This window comes from Heyndrickxia shackletonii, from assembly GCF_001420715.1.
GTDB classification, from domain to species: Bacteria; Bacillota; Bacilli; order Bacillales; family Bacillaceae_C; genus Margalitia; species Margalitia shackletonii.
In genome coordinates this window covers 1116439-1133661 of sequence record NZ_LJJC01000004.1, presented here as the reverse complement: position 1 = coordinate 1133661, position 17223 = coordinate 1116439, and the positions used below count along the sequence as shown (strand labels likewise).

19 protein-coding genes are annotated in these 17223 nt (G+C 34.8%); 1 reads left to right on the top strand and 18 read right to left on the bottom strand.

What is annotated here, in order from left to right:
• Nucleotides 1–753: 753 nt before the first annotated feature.
• The 5 genes from AN964_RS05390 to hpf form a co-directional block, all read right to left on the bottom strand.
• Nucleotides 754–1284 (bottom strand): chromate transporter, encoded by a 531-nt coding sequence (locus AN964_RS05390; protein WP_055738716.1) that lies wholly within the window; start codon nt 1282–1284, stop codon nt 754–756.
• Nucleotides 1281–1841 carry a chromate transporter gene (locus AN964_RS05385; protein WP_055741150.1) on the bottom strand — a complete coding sequence of 187 codons (561 nt, stop codon included), beginning with the start codon at nt 1839–1841 and terminating at the stop codon, nt 1281–1283. The genes AN964_RS05390 and AN964_RS05385 overlap by 4 nt, the downstream gene beginning before the upstream one ends.
• A gap of 107 nt (nt 1842–1948) precedes the next feature.
• On the bottom strand, nt 1949–3559 hold the full coding sequence (locus tag AN964_RS05380; protein WP_055738715.1) for a gamma-glutamyltransferase family protein: 1611 nt from the start codon (nt 3557–3559) through the stop codon (nt 1949–1951).
• 335 nt (nt 3560–3894) lie between these two features.
• Nucleotides 3895–4344 carry an Lrp/AsnC family transcriptional regulator gene (locus AN964_RS05375; protein ID WP_055738714.1) on the bottom strand — a complete coding sequence of 150 codons (450 nt, stop codon included), beginning with the start codon at nt 4342–4344 and terminating at the stop codon, nt 3895–3897.
• A 254-nt stretch (nt 4345–4598) separates the two neighbouring features.
• On the bottom strand, nt 4599–5153 hold the full coding sequence (gene hpf, locus AN964_RS05370) for a ribosome hibernation-promoting factor, HPF/YfiA family (RefSeq protein WP_055738713.1): 555 nt from the start codon (nt 5151–5153) through the stop codon (nt 4599–4601).
• Nucleotides 5154–5471: 318 nt separating this feature from the next.
• Here hpf and ymaG point away from each other — a divergent pair, with 318 nt between their 5' ends.
• Complete coding sequence (gene ymaG, locus AN964_RS05365) at nt 5472–5756, top strand: inner spore coat protein YmaG (protein ID WP_055738712.1); 285 nt, start codon at nt 5472–5474, stop codon at nt 5754–5756.
• A 53-nt stretch (nt 5757–5809) separates the two neighbouring features.
• Here the strand turns inward: ymaG and AN964_RS05360 are convergent, their stop codons facing one another.
• From AN964_RS05360 to AN964_RS05300, 13 genes are all read right to left on the bottom strand, one after another.
• Nucleotides 5810–6811 carry a phosphotransferase enzyme family protein gene (locus AN964_RS05360; protein WP_055738711.1) on the bottom strand — a complete coding sequence of 334 codons (1002 nt, stop codon included), beginning with the start codon at nt 6809–6811 and terminating at the stop codon, nt 5810–5812.
• Nucleotides 6812–7012: 201 nt separating this feature from the next.
• Entirely contained in the window at nt 7013–7642 is a 630-nt protein-coding gene (locus AN964_RS05355; RefSeq protein ID WP_055738710.1) for a hypothetical protein, read from the bottom strand.
• Nucleotides 7643–7665: 23 nt separating this feature from the next.
• Complete coding sequence (locus tag AN964_RS05350) at nt 7666–7938, bottom strand: late competence development ComFB family protein (protein WP_083489229.1); 273 nt, start codon at nt 7936–7938, stop codon at nt 7666–7668.
• A 516-nt stretch (nt 7939–8454) separates the two neighbouring features.
• A complete protein-coding gene (fliT, locus tag AN964_RS05345; protein ID WP_055738709.1) occupies nt 8455–8805 on the bottom strand; it encodes a flagellar protein FliT in 351 nt (116 codons plus the stop codon).
• Nucleotides 8805–9200, bottom strand: coding sequence for a flagellar export chaperone FliS (gene fliS / locus AN964_RS05340; protein ID WP_055738708.1), 396 nt, complete (start codon nt 9198–9200; stop codon nt 8805–8807). Before fliS ends, fliT begins: the two co-directional genes overlap by 1 nt.
• Nucleotides 9201–9227: 27 nt before the next feature.
• Nucleotides 9228–10796, bottom strand: a complete 1569-nt coding sequence (fliD, locus tag AN964_RS05335; RefSeq protein WP_055738707.1) for a flagellar filament capping protein FliD — start codon at nt 10794–10796, stop codon at nt 9228–9230.
• 16 nt (nt 10797–10812) lie between these two features.
• Nucleotides 10813–11169, bottom strand: a complete 357-nt coding sequence (locus AN964_RS05330) for a flagellar protein FlaG (RefSeq protein WP_055738706.1) — start codon at nt 11167–11169, stop codon at nt 10813–10815.
• Nucleotides 11170–11337: 168 nt separating this feature from the next.
• Nucleotides 11338–12813, bottom strand: a complete 1476-nt coding sequence (locus tag AN964_RS05325; RefSeq protein WP_161809213.1) for a CDP-glycerol glycerophosphotransferase family protein — start codon at nt 12811–12813, stop codon at nt 11338–11340.
• A gap of 50 nt (nt 12814–12863) precedes the next feature.
• Complete coding sequence (locus tag AN964_RS05320; protein WP_083489228.1) at nt 12864–14750, bottom strand: tetratricopeptide repeat-containing glycosyltransferase family 2 protein; 1887 nt, start codon at nt 14748–14750, stop codon at nt 12864–12866.
• A 176-nt stretch (nt 14751–14926) separates the two neighbouring features.
• Nucleotides 14927–15742 (bottom strand): flagellin N-terminal helical domain-containing protein, encoded by an 816-nt coding sequence (locus tag AN964_RS05315; protein ID WP_055738703.1) that lies wholly within the window; start codon nt 15740–15742, stop codon nt 14927–14929.
• 155 nt (nt 15743–15897) lie between these two features.
• Nucleotides 15898–16125, bottom strand: coding sequence for a carbon storage regulator CsrA (gene csrA / locus AN964_RS05310; protein ID WP_055738702.1), 228 nt, complete (start codon nt 16123–16125; stop codon nt 15898–15900).
• A 7-nt stretch (nt 16126–16132) separates the two neighbouring features.
• Entirely contained in the window at nt 16133–16579 is a 447-nt protein-coding gene (gene fliW / locus AN964_RS05305) for a flagellar assembly protein FliW (protein WP_205603372.1), read from the bottom strand.
• An 11-nt stretch (nt 16580–16590) separates the two neighbouring features.
• Nucleotides 16591–17181 (bottom strand): DUF6470 family protein, encoded by a 591-nt coding sequence (locus AN964_RS05300; RefSeq protein ID WP_055738701.1) that lies wholly within the window; start codon nt 17179–17181, stop codon nt 16591–16593.
• Nucleotides 17182–17223 lie beyond the last annotated feature (42 nt).

Below are 17223 nucleotides of genomic sequence, written 5' to 3'. Positions count from 1 at the left end.
AAACTATATTGCTTATGATGACGAAAACCTTGTAAATCCCTGTTTGGGCTAGGTTTGACCATCGAATATAAGAAAAGATGCCCCGAAATGAATTCTATATTAGAATTTATAGCCGTTTGACGAGAAACAACGACTATACAGAAACTGTCTCTATATACATTCTTTGCGGAGTAGAAAAAATCCTCTCACACGACTTACCTATTATACTACTTTTTAAATTTTAACATTTTAACCTATGAAGTGACAACCAAAGAGGTGAAATGGATTGTTGGGAAAAGGATGAAAATATAAAATATGGGGTTTCCTAGTGAAAATAGTGTTCCGATATGATCTCGTTGAACTATTTTATTGGTTAGAGGACACACGTTCCGTTATATGTGACAAATCGCCCTAATTTAGTGGTTAAGCGGACTGAGGTTCCGTTATTTACGAAAAAACACAAGAAATCACTGCTTTTTTTGCTGATAGCGGAACGTGTGTCCTCTAACATAGGAAATTAATGCGTTTTGTCACACATAACGGATCTGGTGTCCGCTAAGTATTTTTTTGCGGGAGTTTTGCGGAATTTTTTCTATATTTTGCTGATCTGTCCTTACTAAATGCTGAACCTTATGGAAGGTGGGGAACTTCCCGGGATGTTTTGTCAGACTCAAAAAACATTACTCCTGTCCGCTTAATTTCACTAGATTTTATCATTGCACTCCCACAAAAAGACAAGCACTAATCCTCTAGCACTTGTCCTCAAATATTTATTCACCCTAAAAAAATCGCTCCGTACACTAACGCTCCGCAGATAACATACACAGGACTAACCTTCCATTTTTCTAACAGCAATAAACTAACAATCCCGATTATCGCTGTTTGAACGATTCCAACCCCTTTATAAGAAGTGGTAAAAAAGTCGATCGTCATAACGCCTAATAGCACTGCAATTGCCGGGCGAACGAGCTTCGTCATATTTTTCACCTTGGCAGTGTCCTTAAATTTCATCAAAATACCGAGCAAGGCAATTATTAAAATTAGGGAAGGAGCAACACTTGCGAACAAAGCAATGATGGCACCAATTACGCCGCCTTGTGAGTATCCGATATATCCCGCAAGTTTTGTGGCAATTGGACCCGGTAATGCATTTCCAAGTGCAACCATCTCACTAAACTCATGGACGGAAAACCAATGATAACGGTCTACAACCTCATGCTCGAGAAGGGGTATCGTTGCTGGCCCGCCTCCATAGCCTAAAAGGTTAGCCATAAAGTTCGCTAAAAAAATCTGCCAGTATATCATGATGCCTTCACCTGCTTTTCTTCCTTCTTATTTTTAGAAAGGAGGGCAGAGACAAGTAAGCCTACGATTAAAATAGCCGGATGGATTCCTAAAACCTGCATCACTACTATACTTATTACTAGAAGAATCACGGTCATTGTCCATCCCATCGTGTTTTTGGATTTTTTGATAAAATCCCATGTCAACACTCCTAGCATTACACCTGCAATTGGTATTACTGCTCGAGACATTCCATTCACCCAAGGCTTATCCTTGTATTCATGTAATACTGTTAAAAAAATGATCAACAAAACGACGGTTGGAAGCACGGTACCCACTAATGCACTCATCATGCCCCAGAAGCCACCAACGCGCCATCCAATATAACCGGACATTTTCGTATTAATAGGTCCTGGAAGTGTGTTGGCTAACGCTAAAATATCGGAGAATTCCTCTTCTTCCATCCACTTATATATGTCCACGACTTCCCTTTTCATTAGCGGAATAGCCGAAAGTCCTCCTCCGTATCCAAGCATTCCCGACCGGAAAAAGGCAACAAATATATCCCAAGATTTCACTTTATCACATTCCTTTTTTGTGTCTTCCACTGGTTGTTTTAGTTTGAGACTGCGTTTCAAAAACGATTCACTTATATTTTTGTATTTACCTTGTTAGGAAACATTTCCTAAAATACCGCAATCGAGCCGTCTGTTCTGGATTCTGTTCCACCCATTAACACACCTGTTTCAGGGTCACGCCAAATCACTTGGCCGCGGCCGAATCCGCCACCATCCGTGGCAACTTGAATTTGATGGCCTTTGCGTGCTAAAGCTTGCGCAAGATGGTTTGGAAAATGAGGTTCCACTTGAATCTTTTTCCCTTCCGTCCACTGCCAGCGCGGTGCATCCAGTGCTGCTTGCGGATTCAAATGAAAATCAATGGTATTCATAATGACTTGGAAATGTCCTTGCGGCTGCATGTATCCGCCCATTACCCCAAACGGACCAACTGCTTGATCACCTTTCGTTAAAAATCCCGGAATAATCGTATGATACGTTTTCTTACCAGGCTTCAACGCATTAGGATGTTCGGGATCTAATGAGAAGTCTGCTCCGCGATTTTGCAAAGCAATACCGGTGCCAGGCACTACAATTCCAGATCCAAATCCCATATAATTGCTTTGGATAAAAGAAACCATATTACCTTCTCCGTCAGCAGCTGCCAAATACACGGTTCCTCCGCTTGGCGGCTTATATGGATCAGGAGTAATTGCTTCTTCCCCGATTAACGCACGACGCTCTGCAGCATATTCCTCTGATAAAAGATGGTTCACTTCCACTCGCATATGTTGAATATCGGAAATATGCGCCTTTCCATCTGTAAACGCAAGTTTCATCGCTTCAATTTGTTTATGGTAAGTATCCACTGTTTCTTTCTCTGTAAAATCAAAACCTCTGGCAATATTAAGCGCCATTAAAGCAACCAATCCTTGACCATTCGGCGGAATCTCCCAAACATCATAACCGCGATAATTCGTAGAAATTGGTTCTACCCATTCAGCACGATACTCGGCTAAATCCTCTTTGGATAAAAATCCATTGTGTTTTTGCACATAATCAGCGATTTTTTCTGCTAATGGCCCACGATAAAAGCTTTCCGCATTAGTTTCTGCTATCTCCCTTAAAGTGCTGGCATGACCAGGTGAACGCCAAATTTCTCCGATTTCTGGTGCCCTTCCTTCCGGTGCAAAGTTTTCAAACCATGCTTGGAACTCCTCACCAGTCATGTTTTGCTTGTAAATACGATAGGCAGACTTCCAATACTTGCCTAGAATTGGTGTTAAAGGATAGCCTTCTTCTGCATAACGAATTGCAGGCTCCAGAACTTCTTTTAAAGATAACCGGCCAAATTTTTTAGAAAGCTCCGCCCACCCTGATGGTGTACCTGGCACAGTGACAGGCACCACACCATGAACCGGCATTTTTTCATACCCGCGTTCGCGCAAAGCTTCTATTGAAATTGATTTTGGCGAAGGTCCGCTGGCATTTAACCCATGAAGCTTTCCTTCAGTCCAAACAAGAGCAAAACAATCTGAACCGATTCCATTAGAGGTAGGCTCAACAACCGTTAAAGCTGCAGCAGTCGCAATCGCCGCATCAATGGCATTTCCGCCTTTGCGAAGGATTTCAAGCCCTGCCTGTGCAGCAAGCGGCTGTGAGGTGGCCACCATCCCATTTCTTGCAAAAACAGTATTTCTAGTTGAAGGATACGGTTGATATAAGTGATCAAGATTCACGTTTCTACACTCCCCTTTTTGTACATTTGTAAAGCAAAATCGATATTTTGTTTTACAAACGTAATCTTTATCTATGATTATAGTAAATATTTATCTTTATGACTACCTTTTTTCTACAAAATTCTTAATCTTTTAGAAACAGATATCTTGATTTACTTCAATTTCGGCTGGTTTTGCAAACTAATATTGGTGTTTATCAAATTAGCACCAGTAAAATGGTTAACGGCACAGATTTTCATTCGAATGGACTGAAAACGGGGAACAATGGACCGATTTAGGTATTTAGACCTAAAACATAACAATTATCCACTTCAAATTTGTAATGTCTCCTGAAACTACAGCTTCAATCCATTTCGACTCTTGAATCTCCGCAATAAAATATTACTCTCCACCCTTGTAATGCCTTCTAAGTTGTACAATTCATTGTTAATAAAGTGCTCTAGGCTAGAAAAATCATCCACTAACACATGCATATGTAAAGTACTTGGTCCGGTCATTTGATAGCAGCTTGCAACACTAGGGTTGTCCGCCAATTTTTGGGCAACCTCTACTAAATAGGCAGGTTCACAGTCCACTTCAAAAAAAGCGGATACATGTTTTCCGATTTTTTCCGAATTGATAACGACGGAAAATTTTTCAATTACACCATGATTCATCAACTGATGGACACGCTCGCGAACGGCCACTCGAGATAAATTCAATTGTTTTCCGATATCTGCATATGATAAGCGTCCATTTTCTGTTAAAAGCTGCAGTATTTTACGATCAATATCATCTATTTTCATTTGAGCACCTCATATTAGATCTTTTTTTACTATTATTATACAGTAACCTGTCCAAAATATTGCAGCCAAAACATTTGCGCATCAGTTCACGAGCTAGTGAAATTGGCACTTCAAATTTCACCTGATGCCCTTACCTGCAGGGAGAAGAAGGAGAAATATAATAGTCGATGGCTGCTTGCGCTATACGGTGAGTATTTTTTAAAGTTAAACGAACAAAAAATCCGCAACCACCAGGTCACGGATTTTTTTCTGCATTATTTTGTTTCGATTAATCCATATTTTCCATCTTTACGACGGTACACAATATTCGTTTGATTCGTTTCGGAATCAGTGTAGACGAAGAAACTGTGGCCGAGAAGATTCATTTGCAGAACAGCTTCCTCGCTGTCCATCGGTTTCAAATCAAATTGCTTTGTTCTCACAACTTCTAAATCATTTTCATCCTCTTCTACTTGTACACTAGTAGAGACATTGGATGCAAAGAACTCTCTTTGGTTTCCATTTTCACGGAGTTTTCGGTTTACTTTTGTTTTATGTTTACGGATTTGTCTTTCCAATTTATCAGTTATTAAATCAATTGCAGCATACATGTCCTCATTTACTTCCTCTGCTCTCAACACAAGCTGTGGAAGAGGGATGGTGACTTCTACCTTAGACCCTTTACCTTGATACACCTTCAAATTGACATGAACATTGGTATCAGGTACCTCAATAAAATAACGCTCTAACTTGCTTACTTTCTTTTCTACATAATCCCTTATTGCTGGAGTTACCTCAATGTTTTCGCCACGAATGTTGTAGTTCATCATATGGACTCCTCCTATTTTGGCTGTGTCCCAAGTAAGTATAGGCTTGTCTAGACAAGACTTGCGGAACACATTACCTATTTTTATTGCTATGATTATATATTTCTATTATACACGTCTATATTCCTGCTTAAACCTAAAAAGATTTTTGTCGAATTTCTCGGGAAATATTTAAATTTGTCGAAAATGTCACTTTTTCACTAGGACAATATCCCAAAAATAATTTCCAATATTAAGGCATACACCCAAACAGCTTACACCTATTTATCATATCCTTTAATGAAAATGCTTATAAAAATATATTTTTGAGGAGGAAATAAAATGCATCCTGATTATTTACATGGATATAGTGAACCCACGCAAGATGAAAGAATTATTGGGAGACCTTTTGGATTTGGTCACTTTGGAGGCTTTGGAAGGCCTTTCGGATTCGGCAGACCATGGGGATTCGGGAGACCTTGGGGATTCGGGAGACCTTGGGGATTTGGATTTGGTGCGCCATTTATCGGCGGGTTAGCAACTGGTGCTTTATTAGGAACCGCTCTTGGTGGCCCTTATGGCTATCCGTATCCTTACCCTTATTATGGATATCCTTACTATTGGTAAAAATAATAAAGCTCAAAGAAGAGGCTTTTCAATCGAAAGAGCCTCTTCTTTTTCTATATTAGATTAGCACTTAAATCAAGATCCACAATCGCTTCATTTTTTTCAATACGCTCTTTTATTTCATCAATCCAATGCTGGATCCTTTCATTGCGATCCTCTATCGGCACTTTTTTACTAAAAACAGCGTATAACTCAATATCTCTTTGCTTTAGAAACAACGGAATTGTTTCTAAGCAATCTTGAGAAAGCGTATTTTCTTCACGATACCCTTCAAGAAAAGCCTTTAAAAATCCTCTTGCAAATTCATTACGTTCCTCTTTCGTTCCATAAAAATGCTTGCTATTAGTTGAATAATATAAAGGAATAGCAATATCCGATGCAAAATAATGATAACATGCATCATCAAAATCAAATATATGGATTGTTTCTCCATCATAGAAAAAGTTTCCGCTGTGGATGTCTGTGTGAAGCAGCCCGTAAGAATCTATTGTTCTAGGTAATTTTTCAACTTCTTCTATTACTTTAAGCGCAGCTGCCAAGGCTTCTTTATCCTCTTTCGGATAATAATACTCCAATTGCAATAAATCATTACCATTCCAATGAGAACGTGGTTGAATGTTTTCACCTGGTTGATAATTCTTTGTAACACGATGCATTTTTCCGGTTACTTTTCCCCAAATACGAAAAAGCTTTTCACTAAAATCATCAACTTTTACGGGATTGCCCGGTGCTTTTTCAAATAAGCATGCATAAAAAACGGAATCCTCTGCCTCAAAAGCTTCTACGGTTTTCCCATTCGGCGATAGAAAAACCGCCGGGATGCTGATTCCACAGCCATGCAAATACTGAATCCAATCAAGCTCCGATTCCAGCTCCTTCTGTGAACGATGGGAACTATGTGTGACCCTCAAAATTTTCGCTTCACCGTTTTGATACACCTCAAATGCATAATTCTCAAAATCACCTAGCTTCTTAAAATTAGAATCAAGTTGATAAGTTTCTAATATTTTATTCATCATTTCTTTTGTAAATTGTTTCTCTACTGAGTGTTCCATGAAAATTTCCCCCTATGTCTGAAGATTGCCGAAATATATATATTTGACATAGGTTGGGTTTTAACCTGCTCGGAGAAAAGATTTTGTGAAATATAATATAAGATTGGATTAACAAAATAGCACTGATTGCGAATCGTTGGACTTATTGTAGTTACGTTTTTAAGTAAAAAAAATAAAAGGGCGGACCTATGCCACCCTTTTTTAAAAGTTACTCTGGAACTCTCTTTGAAATACTTTTACCATGATATAATGTTGTAATCCTCTTGTTAATTCCAATGCCTTATTCGCATGCTCCGACGCTTTATCCAGATTCCCATCCTTTTTCTCTAATTCTGCTGATAACGCATGTATCATCCAAGGTTTTAACGGTTTCTGCATTAGATTTTTTGCCTCTTGCAGATTATTTTCCTCTAACGCAATAGCCACTTCGTAATAATTTTTTAAAGTAATCGTTTGAATTTCATCAACAAATCTCTTAGCTTCCTCTGTATTTCGCTTATAGAGTGCATAAAAGGTTTGAATATATGCTTGAAAAGACTTTTTTCGAGGTTTCTTTTGCAGCTTAATAAAAGCCTCTTCTATTAGAGAATCGTTTTTATTCGCCATCCCATAAATAAACTGGTAATAAGGATGCCTTTGTCTTTTTACTAAAAACTTCTCTAGTTTTTCCATGTTTTTAGATCGATACAATGAATAGAGAACAGGAGATAATAAAACTGCAAAAACAATAATATAGGCAATGATAAAAACTAGTATTTCAGGCACATTTAATATTGTCAGTACCGTTCCAGCAAGTACTGCAATAATAAAAGCTAGAATAAATCGAATCATAGATGCTCCTTTTTCCTGGTGTCTTAATTTCCACAACGTTTATTTTTCGCGACCACATCAGCTGCCTGAATAACAGTACTAAGTATTTTCGTAGCACCTTGACGATCAGCTGTATACATTGCTCGAATATATGGTCTACTATCTTGATTGACAACATATTGAGCAGGCAATTTGTTTAAGGAAAGGGCAAGAATATCCTCCTGGCATCGTTCACACTTACATGGTAAATGCAATAGTTCGATATTTTCATGTAAAGCGTTCCGTACTATTTCTTCCATCACATTATAGAGTGCCATTAAGTTTCCTCCAGCTTGTCCCTGAGAATGTTCTTACAATTAATGTAATTATAATAGAGGCTTAGGGATTTGTATATATGAAAAAAATCACCTTGTTTGATAGGTGATCTAAGTCATAGAGTATCCAACAGGACTATTTGAACTTCTCTCATTCATGAATTTCGTTTGATAATAATTTCCTCGACTTATCGCTTCATTGCAAATCGGAGGTATTGATTAAGCTGAATTCTCCTACTAGCTATTTGCCTTTATTCAGCCGAATAGAGCTGATATTGATTTCTTTTTTGACACGATGACTTTTTCTATACTCCTATTCATTAATATTCTTGTTTTTCGGATAAGCAATATCGATAAAAGTAGTTTTTCGGATTTTCTATAATTATCGACTGGTTTGGTTAAAGTTTAAAGGAATTCTATATTTTTTATAAGTCTGGTAGTTATATTCTTTTATTAAAATACAATATTATTATTTCAAAAAAAAACAGTTAACTGTATAACAATTAACTGTTTTCATTACTATTTCTTTTTATCGAAAAATCTTGATGCTTGATGAATTTGTGAATAAGGATTTAAATATTTTTTTTGAGTACTTTTTGCTTTAGTTGTACTACGTAACTTTTGCTGAATTTCTATTAAAATTGTTTTACAGCTTTCATTTATTTCCTTATCCATTTCAATTACTTTGTAAATATACATTTTTTCTTCATCTTGTAGAGAATTTATATTAATATTTGAAAGCAGTTCTTCACGTTTATCTAAGATACTGCTTATCATTGATATTTTTTTATCCGTATCCTTTTCTTTCTCTTCTGTGGATATTTCATATAATTCTTTTGTAAGAACATACAATTCTTGAACGGCTGACATTAGACTGTTTCACCTAGTTTAAATTGTGATTTTCTAGTAATTTTTATGACTTCTTTCCATGTATCTCGAAACTCTTCAACAAAGTGTTCAACCTCATCTAAAATGGAGGTGTCATTTTTAATGTTTGCCTCAATTAATCTTCTATTCATATAGTCATATAATTTCCGCATATCTTTCGAAATTTCATAATCCATATTCAAGGTTACTATTAATTCTTTTATGATGTTTTGAGCTTTAGTAATGTTGAGGTGCTTCTTTTCAATATCTTGTTCATTCATTGCATTCTTAGCAATCTTAATAAATTTAATACAGCCATTATATAGCATTAAAACCAGTTCTCCAGGAGTAGCTGTAGTAACCGAAACTTGTTGATATGCTTCATATGTCTTATTCATTACCCTAACTCCTTTCCTCTATTTTTATTAGCCTCTCCCTAATGCAGAAGTAATATAGCTTAATTGACTGTTGAGTTTTTGTATGGCTGCATCCATTGCATTAAATTGATTATAATATCTCGTCTCAAGGTCATTTAACTTGTCCGTCCAATCATTAAATTGAGTATTATAATCGCTAATGCTTTTCCCTAAAATACTTGTATCCAGATTATCGGGAGTATTTGGGGCACCCGCTTGTGCCTTTAATTGGCTAAGTGCGTCATTAAGAATATCGTATAATCGATCTCCTATACCTTCTTTATTTTTATCAGCAGGCACTGGAGGTTTTGCATTAGGATTTGCATTTGGGTCTGATTTAGTAAATAAGTTCATGACCTGATCAGGATTATTATTAATTGCGTCTCTTAATTTAGTTTCATCAATCTGTAATTTTCCATCTAAGGACATATACTCAGTCGTAATCCCAATTTTAGAGAGTGAATTTAACTCATTACTAGCTATTCCCGTAACTGGAACTGACAAATATTGTCTTAAGCTCGCCATAATATCACTAAGCATCGGGTCTCTCGACAATGTACCGCTTTTTGCTTTTTCATCCCAAAGTTTTTGTTCGTTTTCGCTCATGGAATTACGCTGATCCTTTGTTAACGGTGCATAATCTCGATAGCGTTTTTCATTTAATTTAGTATTTACGGTATCAATAAGTTTGTTATAGTTGTCTACAAAATTTTTAATTGTATTAAATACCGCATCTGAATCCGATTTGACCGTGATGGTGTTGGTTACGTTAGGAGACTCTTTTAATACGGTTATGTTCATGCCGTAAACAGAAATATTGTTTGTTGAACTTGTTACAGTAGCTCCATTAATAGTAACAGAAGCATCTTGACCCTTAGCGGTTGTAGTGTGATTATTACTAGGATCAGTTATAGCTGCATTCGTTGCATCTCCACCATTACCAATTAACCCAGCTACACTACCAGTTACATCTGAAATGGTAATACTTTGTGCTTCTCCTGAATCCTTCGAGGAAGTTACAAATCTCGATGTTGCATCATCAAACATGGCTCTTACCCCTAAAGATTTGCCAGAAGAATCAGTTGCATTAGCTATTTTAGTAGCTAATGATGCATAAGTAGTATTTTCGTCAATATCGATATCTGCTTCACCGTTGGCTGTTTTGATATGTATTTGAGCTGTTTGTCCAGTGCCAAGAATTTTATCTGTAGATTTTACATTTATTCCATTATTTTTAATAGCGTCTGCAGATGTTAAATTTGCTACCTTTGCAATACTATTGACCACTATATTGTAATTCCCAGATACGGAATTGGATGTTGAAGACACTGTAAAACTTGTTGGGTCAGAACTAATTGCACTATATGCATTATAAGTACTTTGAAAACGGAGGTTATCTACACTTTTTCTGAAAGCATCTATAGCAAGATTCATATCTCTGTAAGCATCACGCTGATACTCCGCCCATTGTTCTTTTTGATAAATGGTATCCTGAGGAATTTTCTCCGATTTCATCAGATCGCTTACTAACTTATCAATATCCAGTCCCGAAGCTGTACCAACTATTCTAGTAACCATTTCGGTCCCTCCTTATTTATATTTTCATATCAAATAATATTCCAAGCATTTCTTTCATGGAAGCATATGTATCCAAAAGCTTTTCTGATGGAATTTCGCGAACAACTTCATTACTATTATCATTTATAACCTGAACATAATAGGATTCCGTCTTTTCATGATATTTATATTTGACTGAATAATGATCCGGTAACATATGATCCACATTTTCAATCGTTTCTTTTAAATATTTTTCCGAAACCTGGTTTCCGTTATCTTGTTTATTTGAATGTTGATTTAAAAATTCTTGTGCTCCCTCAAATGTTTGCTGTTGTTGATTATCATTAGATGTAGGTCTTATTTGAGGAATAAATGTAGAGTGTATTTTCTCCATTTAAATTTCCCCCTAAAATCGCAGCAGTTCACATTCATTTATTATATCGACATATTCTATTACTCTTTTAGCCCTTTTCAAAGAATATATCTAAAACAATATATCTATACGAATACATATAAGATAAAAAAACTGTCGAGAGTATCGACAGCAAATAAAATTCATTTTTTAAGAAACATAGTTGTTGGAAGCACATAATACAATTTCTTTTATAGATAGATACACCTTTTCGCCAGACGTTCCATCTGTATTAACATATACTTTTTCTGCCATTCCCTTACGATTTGGCAATAGTGGATCATATCCTTTTGAAAACTTCTTCACAAGTTCATACCACGGTTCAGATTTATTTAGTGCATAATAAAAAACATTCGATGGAAGCAAGGAACCTTTCGGCATCATATCATCCCAATACATTACTATTTTTTCGGTAAGCAAATAAGAGCGTAGAAGTGAAAAATCAGTACTTATTAATATATCTGCTGCTCTTAAAGCAGGGATATAATCATCTGTTTCATCTAAAATTATTCCTTTATAAAGTTTCCCCTCCCCTTTAATGTGCTTTTCAGTCAAATCTTTAAAATAACCTAAAAAGTGTGGAGTATACTTCATTATAGATGTTTTCGTAAGAGGATGAGGGCGCCATATAATAATACTATTGTCAATAAATCTAGGGATATTAAATAAATCTATCAGTCTTTCCATTGCTAAAAAAGGCTGGTTTGCAAAATAAAGGCATCCTGTATTCACTAAATAAACTGTTTTACCTTCTAGCTTTTCTTTCCATCCTACAGGGTATGAAATTTCACTTTTCAGGGCTTTTACCATTGCATCTAGCTTAGGAGAACCAAGAACCAGTAATTTATCGGATGGTATCCCTTCCTTAATAGCTATATCTCTCTCTGTATTATTTACTAGAATAATTTTATCGATATTTTTAATCGATGGTAAATCATATGGATAGAAGCCTTCTCCTTTTTTGTAAGGGATAAATGAGGATACGTAATAAGGTACATAAACTAACATGTCAGTAAATTTTTTTAAATTCGATGTAAAATATTCTTCAAATACACAAGTTAGCGTATTGAAGTTGTCATAAATATTATGAATAAAAATAATATCAGGTTCTTGTTCCTCAAGTTTATACTGACTATAATGTGTTATCGGTACATTTTCAGGAAACTGACTGCCTTCGTACGTCGGGATTGCTTCATTCTGTGAAAGCTGAAAATAAGGAATAGGAACAACATGAACTACACAATCTCTATCTTCTGCTGCCGCTTCATACACACTTGCAAGACTATCCCACATAGAAGCCTTATAAGGAAAAAATACTATATTTAGCTTTGCTTTTATCTCATCGACAAAAATAGATTTGAACAAAATTACTTGTTTTTTTAAATCTTTAATAGTATTTTCATCTATTTGAGTAGAATTATTTAAAAATGTTTCGAACATAATTTCTATCTTTTGTAGCTGTGTAATTGTTTTTCGAGGAATATTTTCTTCCTGAATTATTTGGGAAGAAATAGCCTCCAGTGCCGCTAAGCAATCGGAAATTTCTGTTAGAGGATCATTAATTTGAAGTAGAACATCTATCATCTCAGAAATTGTATCGATTAAATCGGAAATTTTATTTTTCATTTTTAAAAACATACTTGTAATCCTCCAAAGTTTCCTTTTCTTTTAAACTATTATTCTGATTTCACCCATTCAGCCAATGGAAATAATCGTTTTATCTCATTTTTGACAGTTAATAATCCAACTTGATCGTTTAACTTTTCTAATGTTCTATACATCTTCTCGTATGTTGGATAATCATGCTTTAGTTCTATAGCCCGATTATAAAAGGAAAGGGCTTCTTTTAGCTGATTTTGTTTAAAACAAGTATCAGCTAATAATTCTACGAAATCCTTATTTGCATGATTTTTTGAATAGGATGCAAGCAAAAGCTCTTGTGCGTTTTGTGCAAAGCCATTTTTGAGGAGGATTCTCGATAATTCAATTTTTAAAGCAATATCACTATTAGCTATTACATTTAATAAATAATTAAACTTATCATCTTCACCTAAAAAAATTAATTTTTCTGCAATAAAAATGATAATTTCCACAAACTTTTCACTTGCTTTTTCAAGCTCAATATTCTTTCCGTGAATAAGTTTATCTAATAATTTCCATTCTTTTTTGTTTAAATTAACAAATTGACGGCATTTTTCTAAAAGATCATTAGTTTCCAGAATAAAAGACAGTAAAATAATATCTTTATATTCTTCACTTTCTATATCAATTTTTTTCCATATTTTAAAGGATTCAATATATTTCTTTGAATAAAGGTAATTAATGCCCAAAACTGATTCGGAAACACTTAGTTTATATAAGTCTAAATACGTTTGTAATAAAGGGCTCTTAACAACTGTTAAAACAATAATCAAATGCTTTAAATCATTATAATTTGCCACTGGAAAAATAGATTCTAAATTAGTTCTTATATTTTCCACAGGAATCTTAGTTCTAACTAATGAATCCATATACAACCTCAATGCAGGTAAAAAGTATTTATTTAATTTTAAAGCCTCTATTGCCATTTCAAAAGCTTTTACGTTATCTCCCCGCTCTAAATAAATGTCACCTAATGCATTGTATGCAAGAAAGCTCCCTACTCCTTCCAATGTTTGTGCAGCCTTTACCTCACCAATCTCAATGCATTTCCAATATGATTTTTCTGCATCTATAAAGTATGACATTTCTCCGTAAATTCTCCCCCGCAAAAAATAGAAATCCGTATAGTTAGGAAAACTTTCGATAGATGCGTTTACAACTTCAAGTGCTTCTTCTCTTTGACCTAAAATTCGAAGACAATCAATCATATTAAATAGGAGATGATTTACATATACTTTATCTTTGGATAACGAAAAAGCTTTTTTATATTCTTCTAAGGCTTCACTATGCTGTTTATTGGACTTATATTGATTTCCTAAATTATATAAATTGTAACCGCTAGGGTTCCTTTTTACTTCTGCTAATAAGAGTTTTAAGTTTCGTTCATGCTTTCCTTTTTCTTTATAAGTTTCATTTTTATACCCAACATGATACAATAAGACATTTCCATTATCATTAGTTAATGTTAGTGACTCATCCCCTATATTTAAATGTTCATGAATTTTCCCAAAATATTGTAATCCTATATTATTTTTAAATAGTCTAATAGCTGAATGAAGAATTCCAATCCCACTTGAAGTTTCATTTTTTATGCGGACCATATAATAATCTTTTTCATTATTTAATACTTCTTGTAAATCTACCTTTTCATCCAACCATTCATCCGCATCCATAATTAGAATGTAATCCATCTTTGCTTGTTGAATTGAAAAATTTCTAGCCTCTGCAAAATCATTGTTCCATTTATAAAAAAATGTTTTTGCACCAAACTTTTTTGCAATACTCAGTGTTTTATCGTTTGATCCCGTATCAACGATGATTAATTCATCAACACAGTTTTTAACACTTTGTAAACATTTTTCTAAGTGCTTTTCTTCGTTTTTAACAATCATACAAAGAGATATGGTATGTTTCTTCATCATGTTCACCTTTTCATTATCTAGTACTATTAATTATATCGACAAAATACTACATATTTTTAGATATATCTCAGAATGAAATTCTCTATAATATATTTACTTTAATATTGATCAAATACTTAATTTAGGAATACAAGAAAAAAAGAGTCTTCTATTAAGAAGACTCTTTTTTTATGAAATTAACGAAGTAATTGAAGTACACCTTGTGGCTGTTGATTTGCTTGTGCAAGCATAGATTGTGCAGCTTGAGTAAGGATGTTATTCTTAGTGAAATTCATCATTTCAGAAGCCATATCTACATCACGGATACGTGATTCAGCAGCTTGTAAGTTTTCTTCAGTAGTTCCAAGGTTATTGATAGTGTGCTCTAGACGGTTTTGAACCGCACCGAAATTAGAACGAGATTCAGAAACTTTGTTAATAGCATCTTGAATCTTTTTAAGGTTAGCACTTGCAGTTGCGTTAGAACCATCAAGTGAACTCATGCCGCTAATTCCTAATGCACTCGCAGTAGCATCTACTAGACTTAATGAAATAGTTTCCCCACCGTTAGCACCAACTTGGAATTTAAGAGCACTTGTAGTATTCAATACATTTTTTGTATTGAATTTAGTTTGTGTAGCAATACTATCAATTTGATTTGTTAATTGAGAAAGCTCAGCTTGGATTTTATCAGCATCAGATTTAGTAATTGTTTCATTTGCTGCTTGTGTTGTTAACTCAGCCATACGTTGTAACATTGCATGAGTTTCATTTAATGCACCTTCAGCAGTTTGAATTAAAGAAATACCATCTTGTGCGTTGCGTTGAGCTTGATCTAAGCCACGAATTTGGTTACGCATTTTTTCAGAGATTGCAAGACCTGCTGCATCATCTGCTGCACGGTTAATGCGGTATCCTGAAGATAGTTTTTCTGAAGATTTTGCTGCTGCATCAGCATTAGAATTTAACATACGAGCAGTGTTCATTGCAGAAATATTATGATTGATAATCATTTAATTTTCCTCCTTGAATGTACCGTTCACATCCGTGTGAACATGATTTATTTTTTTGTCTAAGTGAATTACCATGGTCGGCCGCCCTTGGTTTCTCGCTTACATTATTAATATCGACAGGATTCGAGGAGGTTTAATAGTTTTTATAAATTTTTTTATTCTTTTTTGTTTCTGGATAAAATATTGATTAAGTCATCGATACCTATAGCAGCATTTGTGTTTTCTAATTGGATTTCCTGGTAGATTTCTTTTCGATGAATTTCAATTTGTTTTGGAGCGTTAATACCTATTTTTACTTGATCACCTTGGATAGAAACGATTTGAATTTCAATATTTTCACCAATTTGAATGGATTCGCCTTTTTTTCTGGTTAGTACAAGCACTATTCGGTCACCCCTTTACGTTTTCTGTTTGCAGAGTAAAAATTGGGTGCTTTGTTTTGTATCTTGAATCATTGAGAATCAACTGTTTTGATTGACGGTTTTTAATATTCGTGACAATAGGAGCTTGAAGATTAGCTGTTGTTTGGTTAAATGGATCATGAACGGTCAAAATAACCATGACAGTTACGTCTTTATCATTTTTGATTTCTAATTGTTCTAATGTTTGACTATCTAATTGAATTTCATATTCAGAAAAAAACTCAAATGGACTAGTTAAAACAAAAGCAACTTCCTTTGTTTGAAGAGATTGTAAGATAGAAAATAGTTGATTTTCTTGTAAAGGCAGTAATATAAATTCCCTCTCGTCCGGGAATCCTGGTAAACCATTTGTAAATGTTAATATATCATCCTTTTTAATTTCTATCTCTCCATGATACTTAGTTTGCAGCTTCAATATAAACACTCCTAAATCTGATTTTCAAAATTGGATCCAATACTATTAATATTAGTAAAATCAATTTTCAAGCTTTGATATTGTTTCATGCTAATGCTAACATTCCCAGGACTATACTCAATAGTTGGTTTATTGACTCGAACATTAATCGAAGGCTTCTTTGTATCCCATTGAATATCAAGCTTCGATGGGTCAAAATATGTTTTTACACTCAGCGGAGAGGGAACAAGCCCAAAATTAAATTCGTGAGTAGGAAGCTTGCTATTTTCTTTCGAGATAGAGGCTATAGGATTTCCGCCATTCTCAACTCTCATTAATTGATCTCCTTCTTCCGCTCTGCGGGCAATCCCATCTAGCCAATCTTGATAACCATTTTGAGCAAATTCCTTAATTCTTTTCGAAATAGGTTTTAAGTCCATATCCGCCCATGCCTGTGACTGATCAACGGTGAATTTAGCAGGTGTACGTTCAATATGTAACTCAGCAGGCGGCTGTTGGATATCTAATCCAGCAGCTGGCTGCTCTATCGATTGAGTAGCTATTTTTGAATTCATTTGAATCATAGCAGGTTGTGATTCAAGTCTTATTTGCGGTAGTTTCACTTATTTTCACCTCTAGTAAAAAAAGCTATCCAGATAGAATAG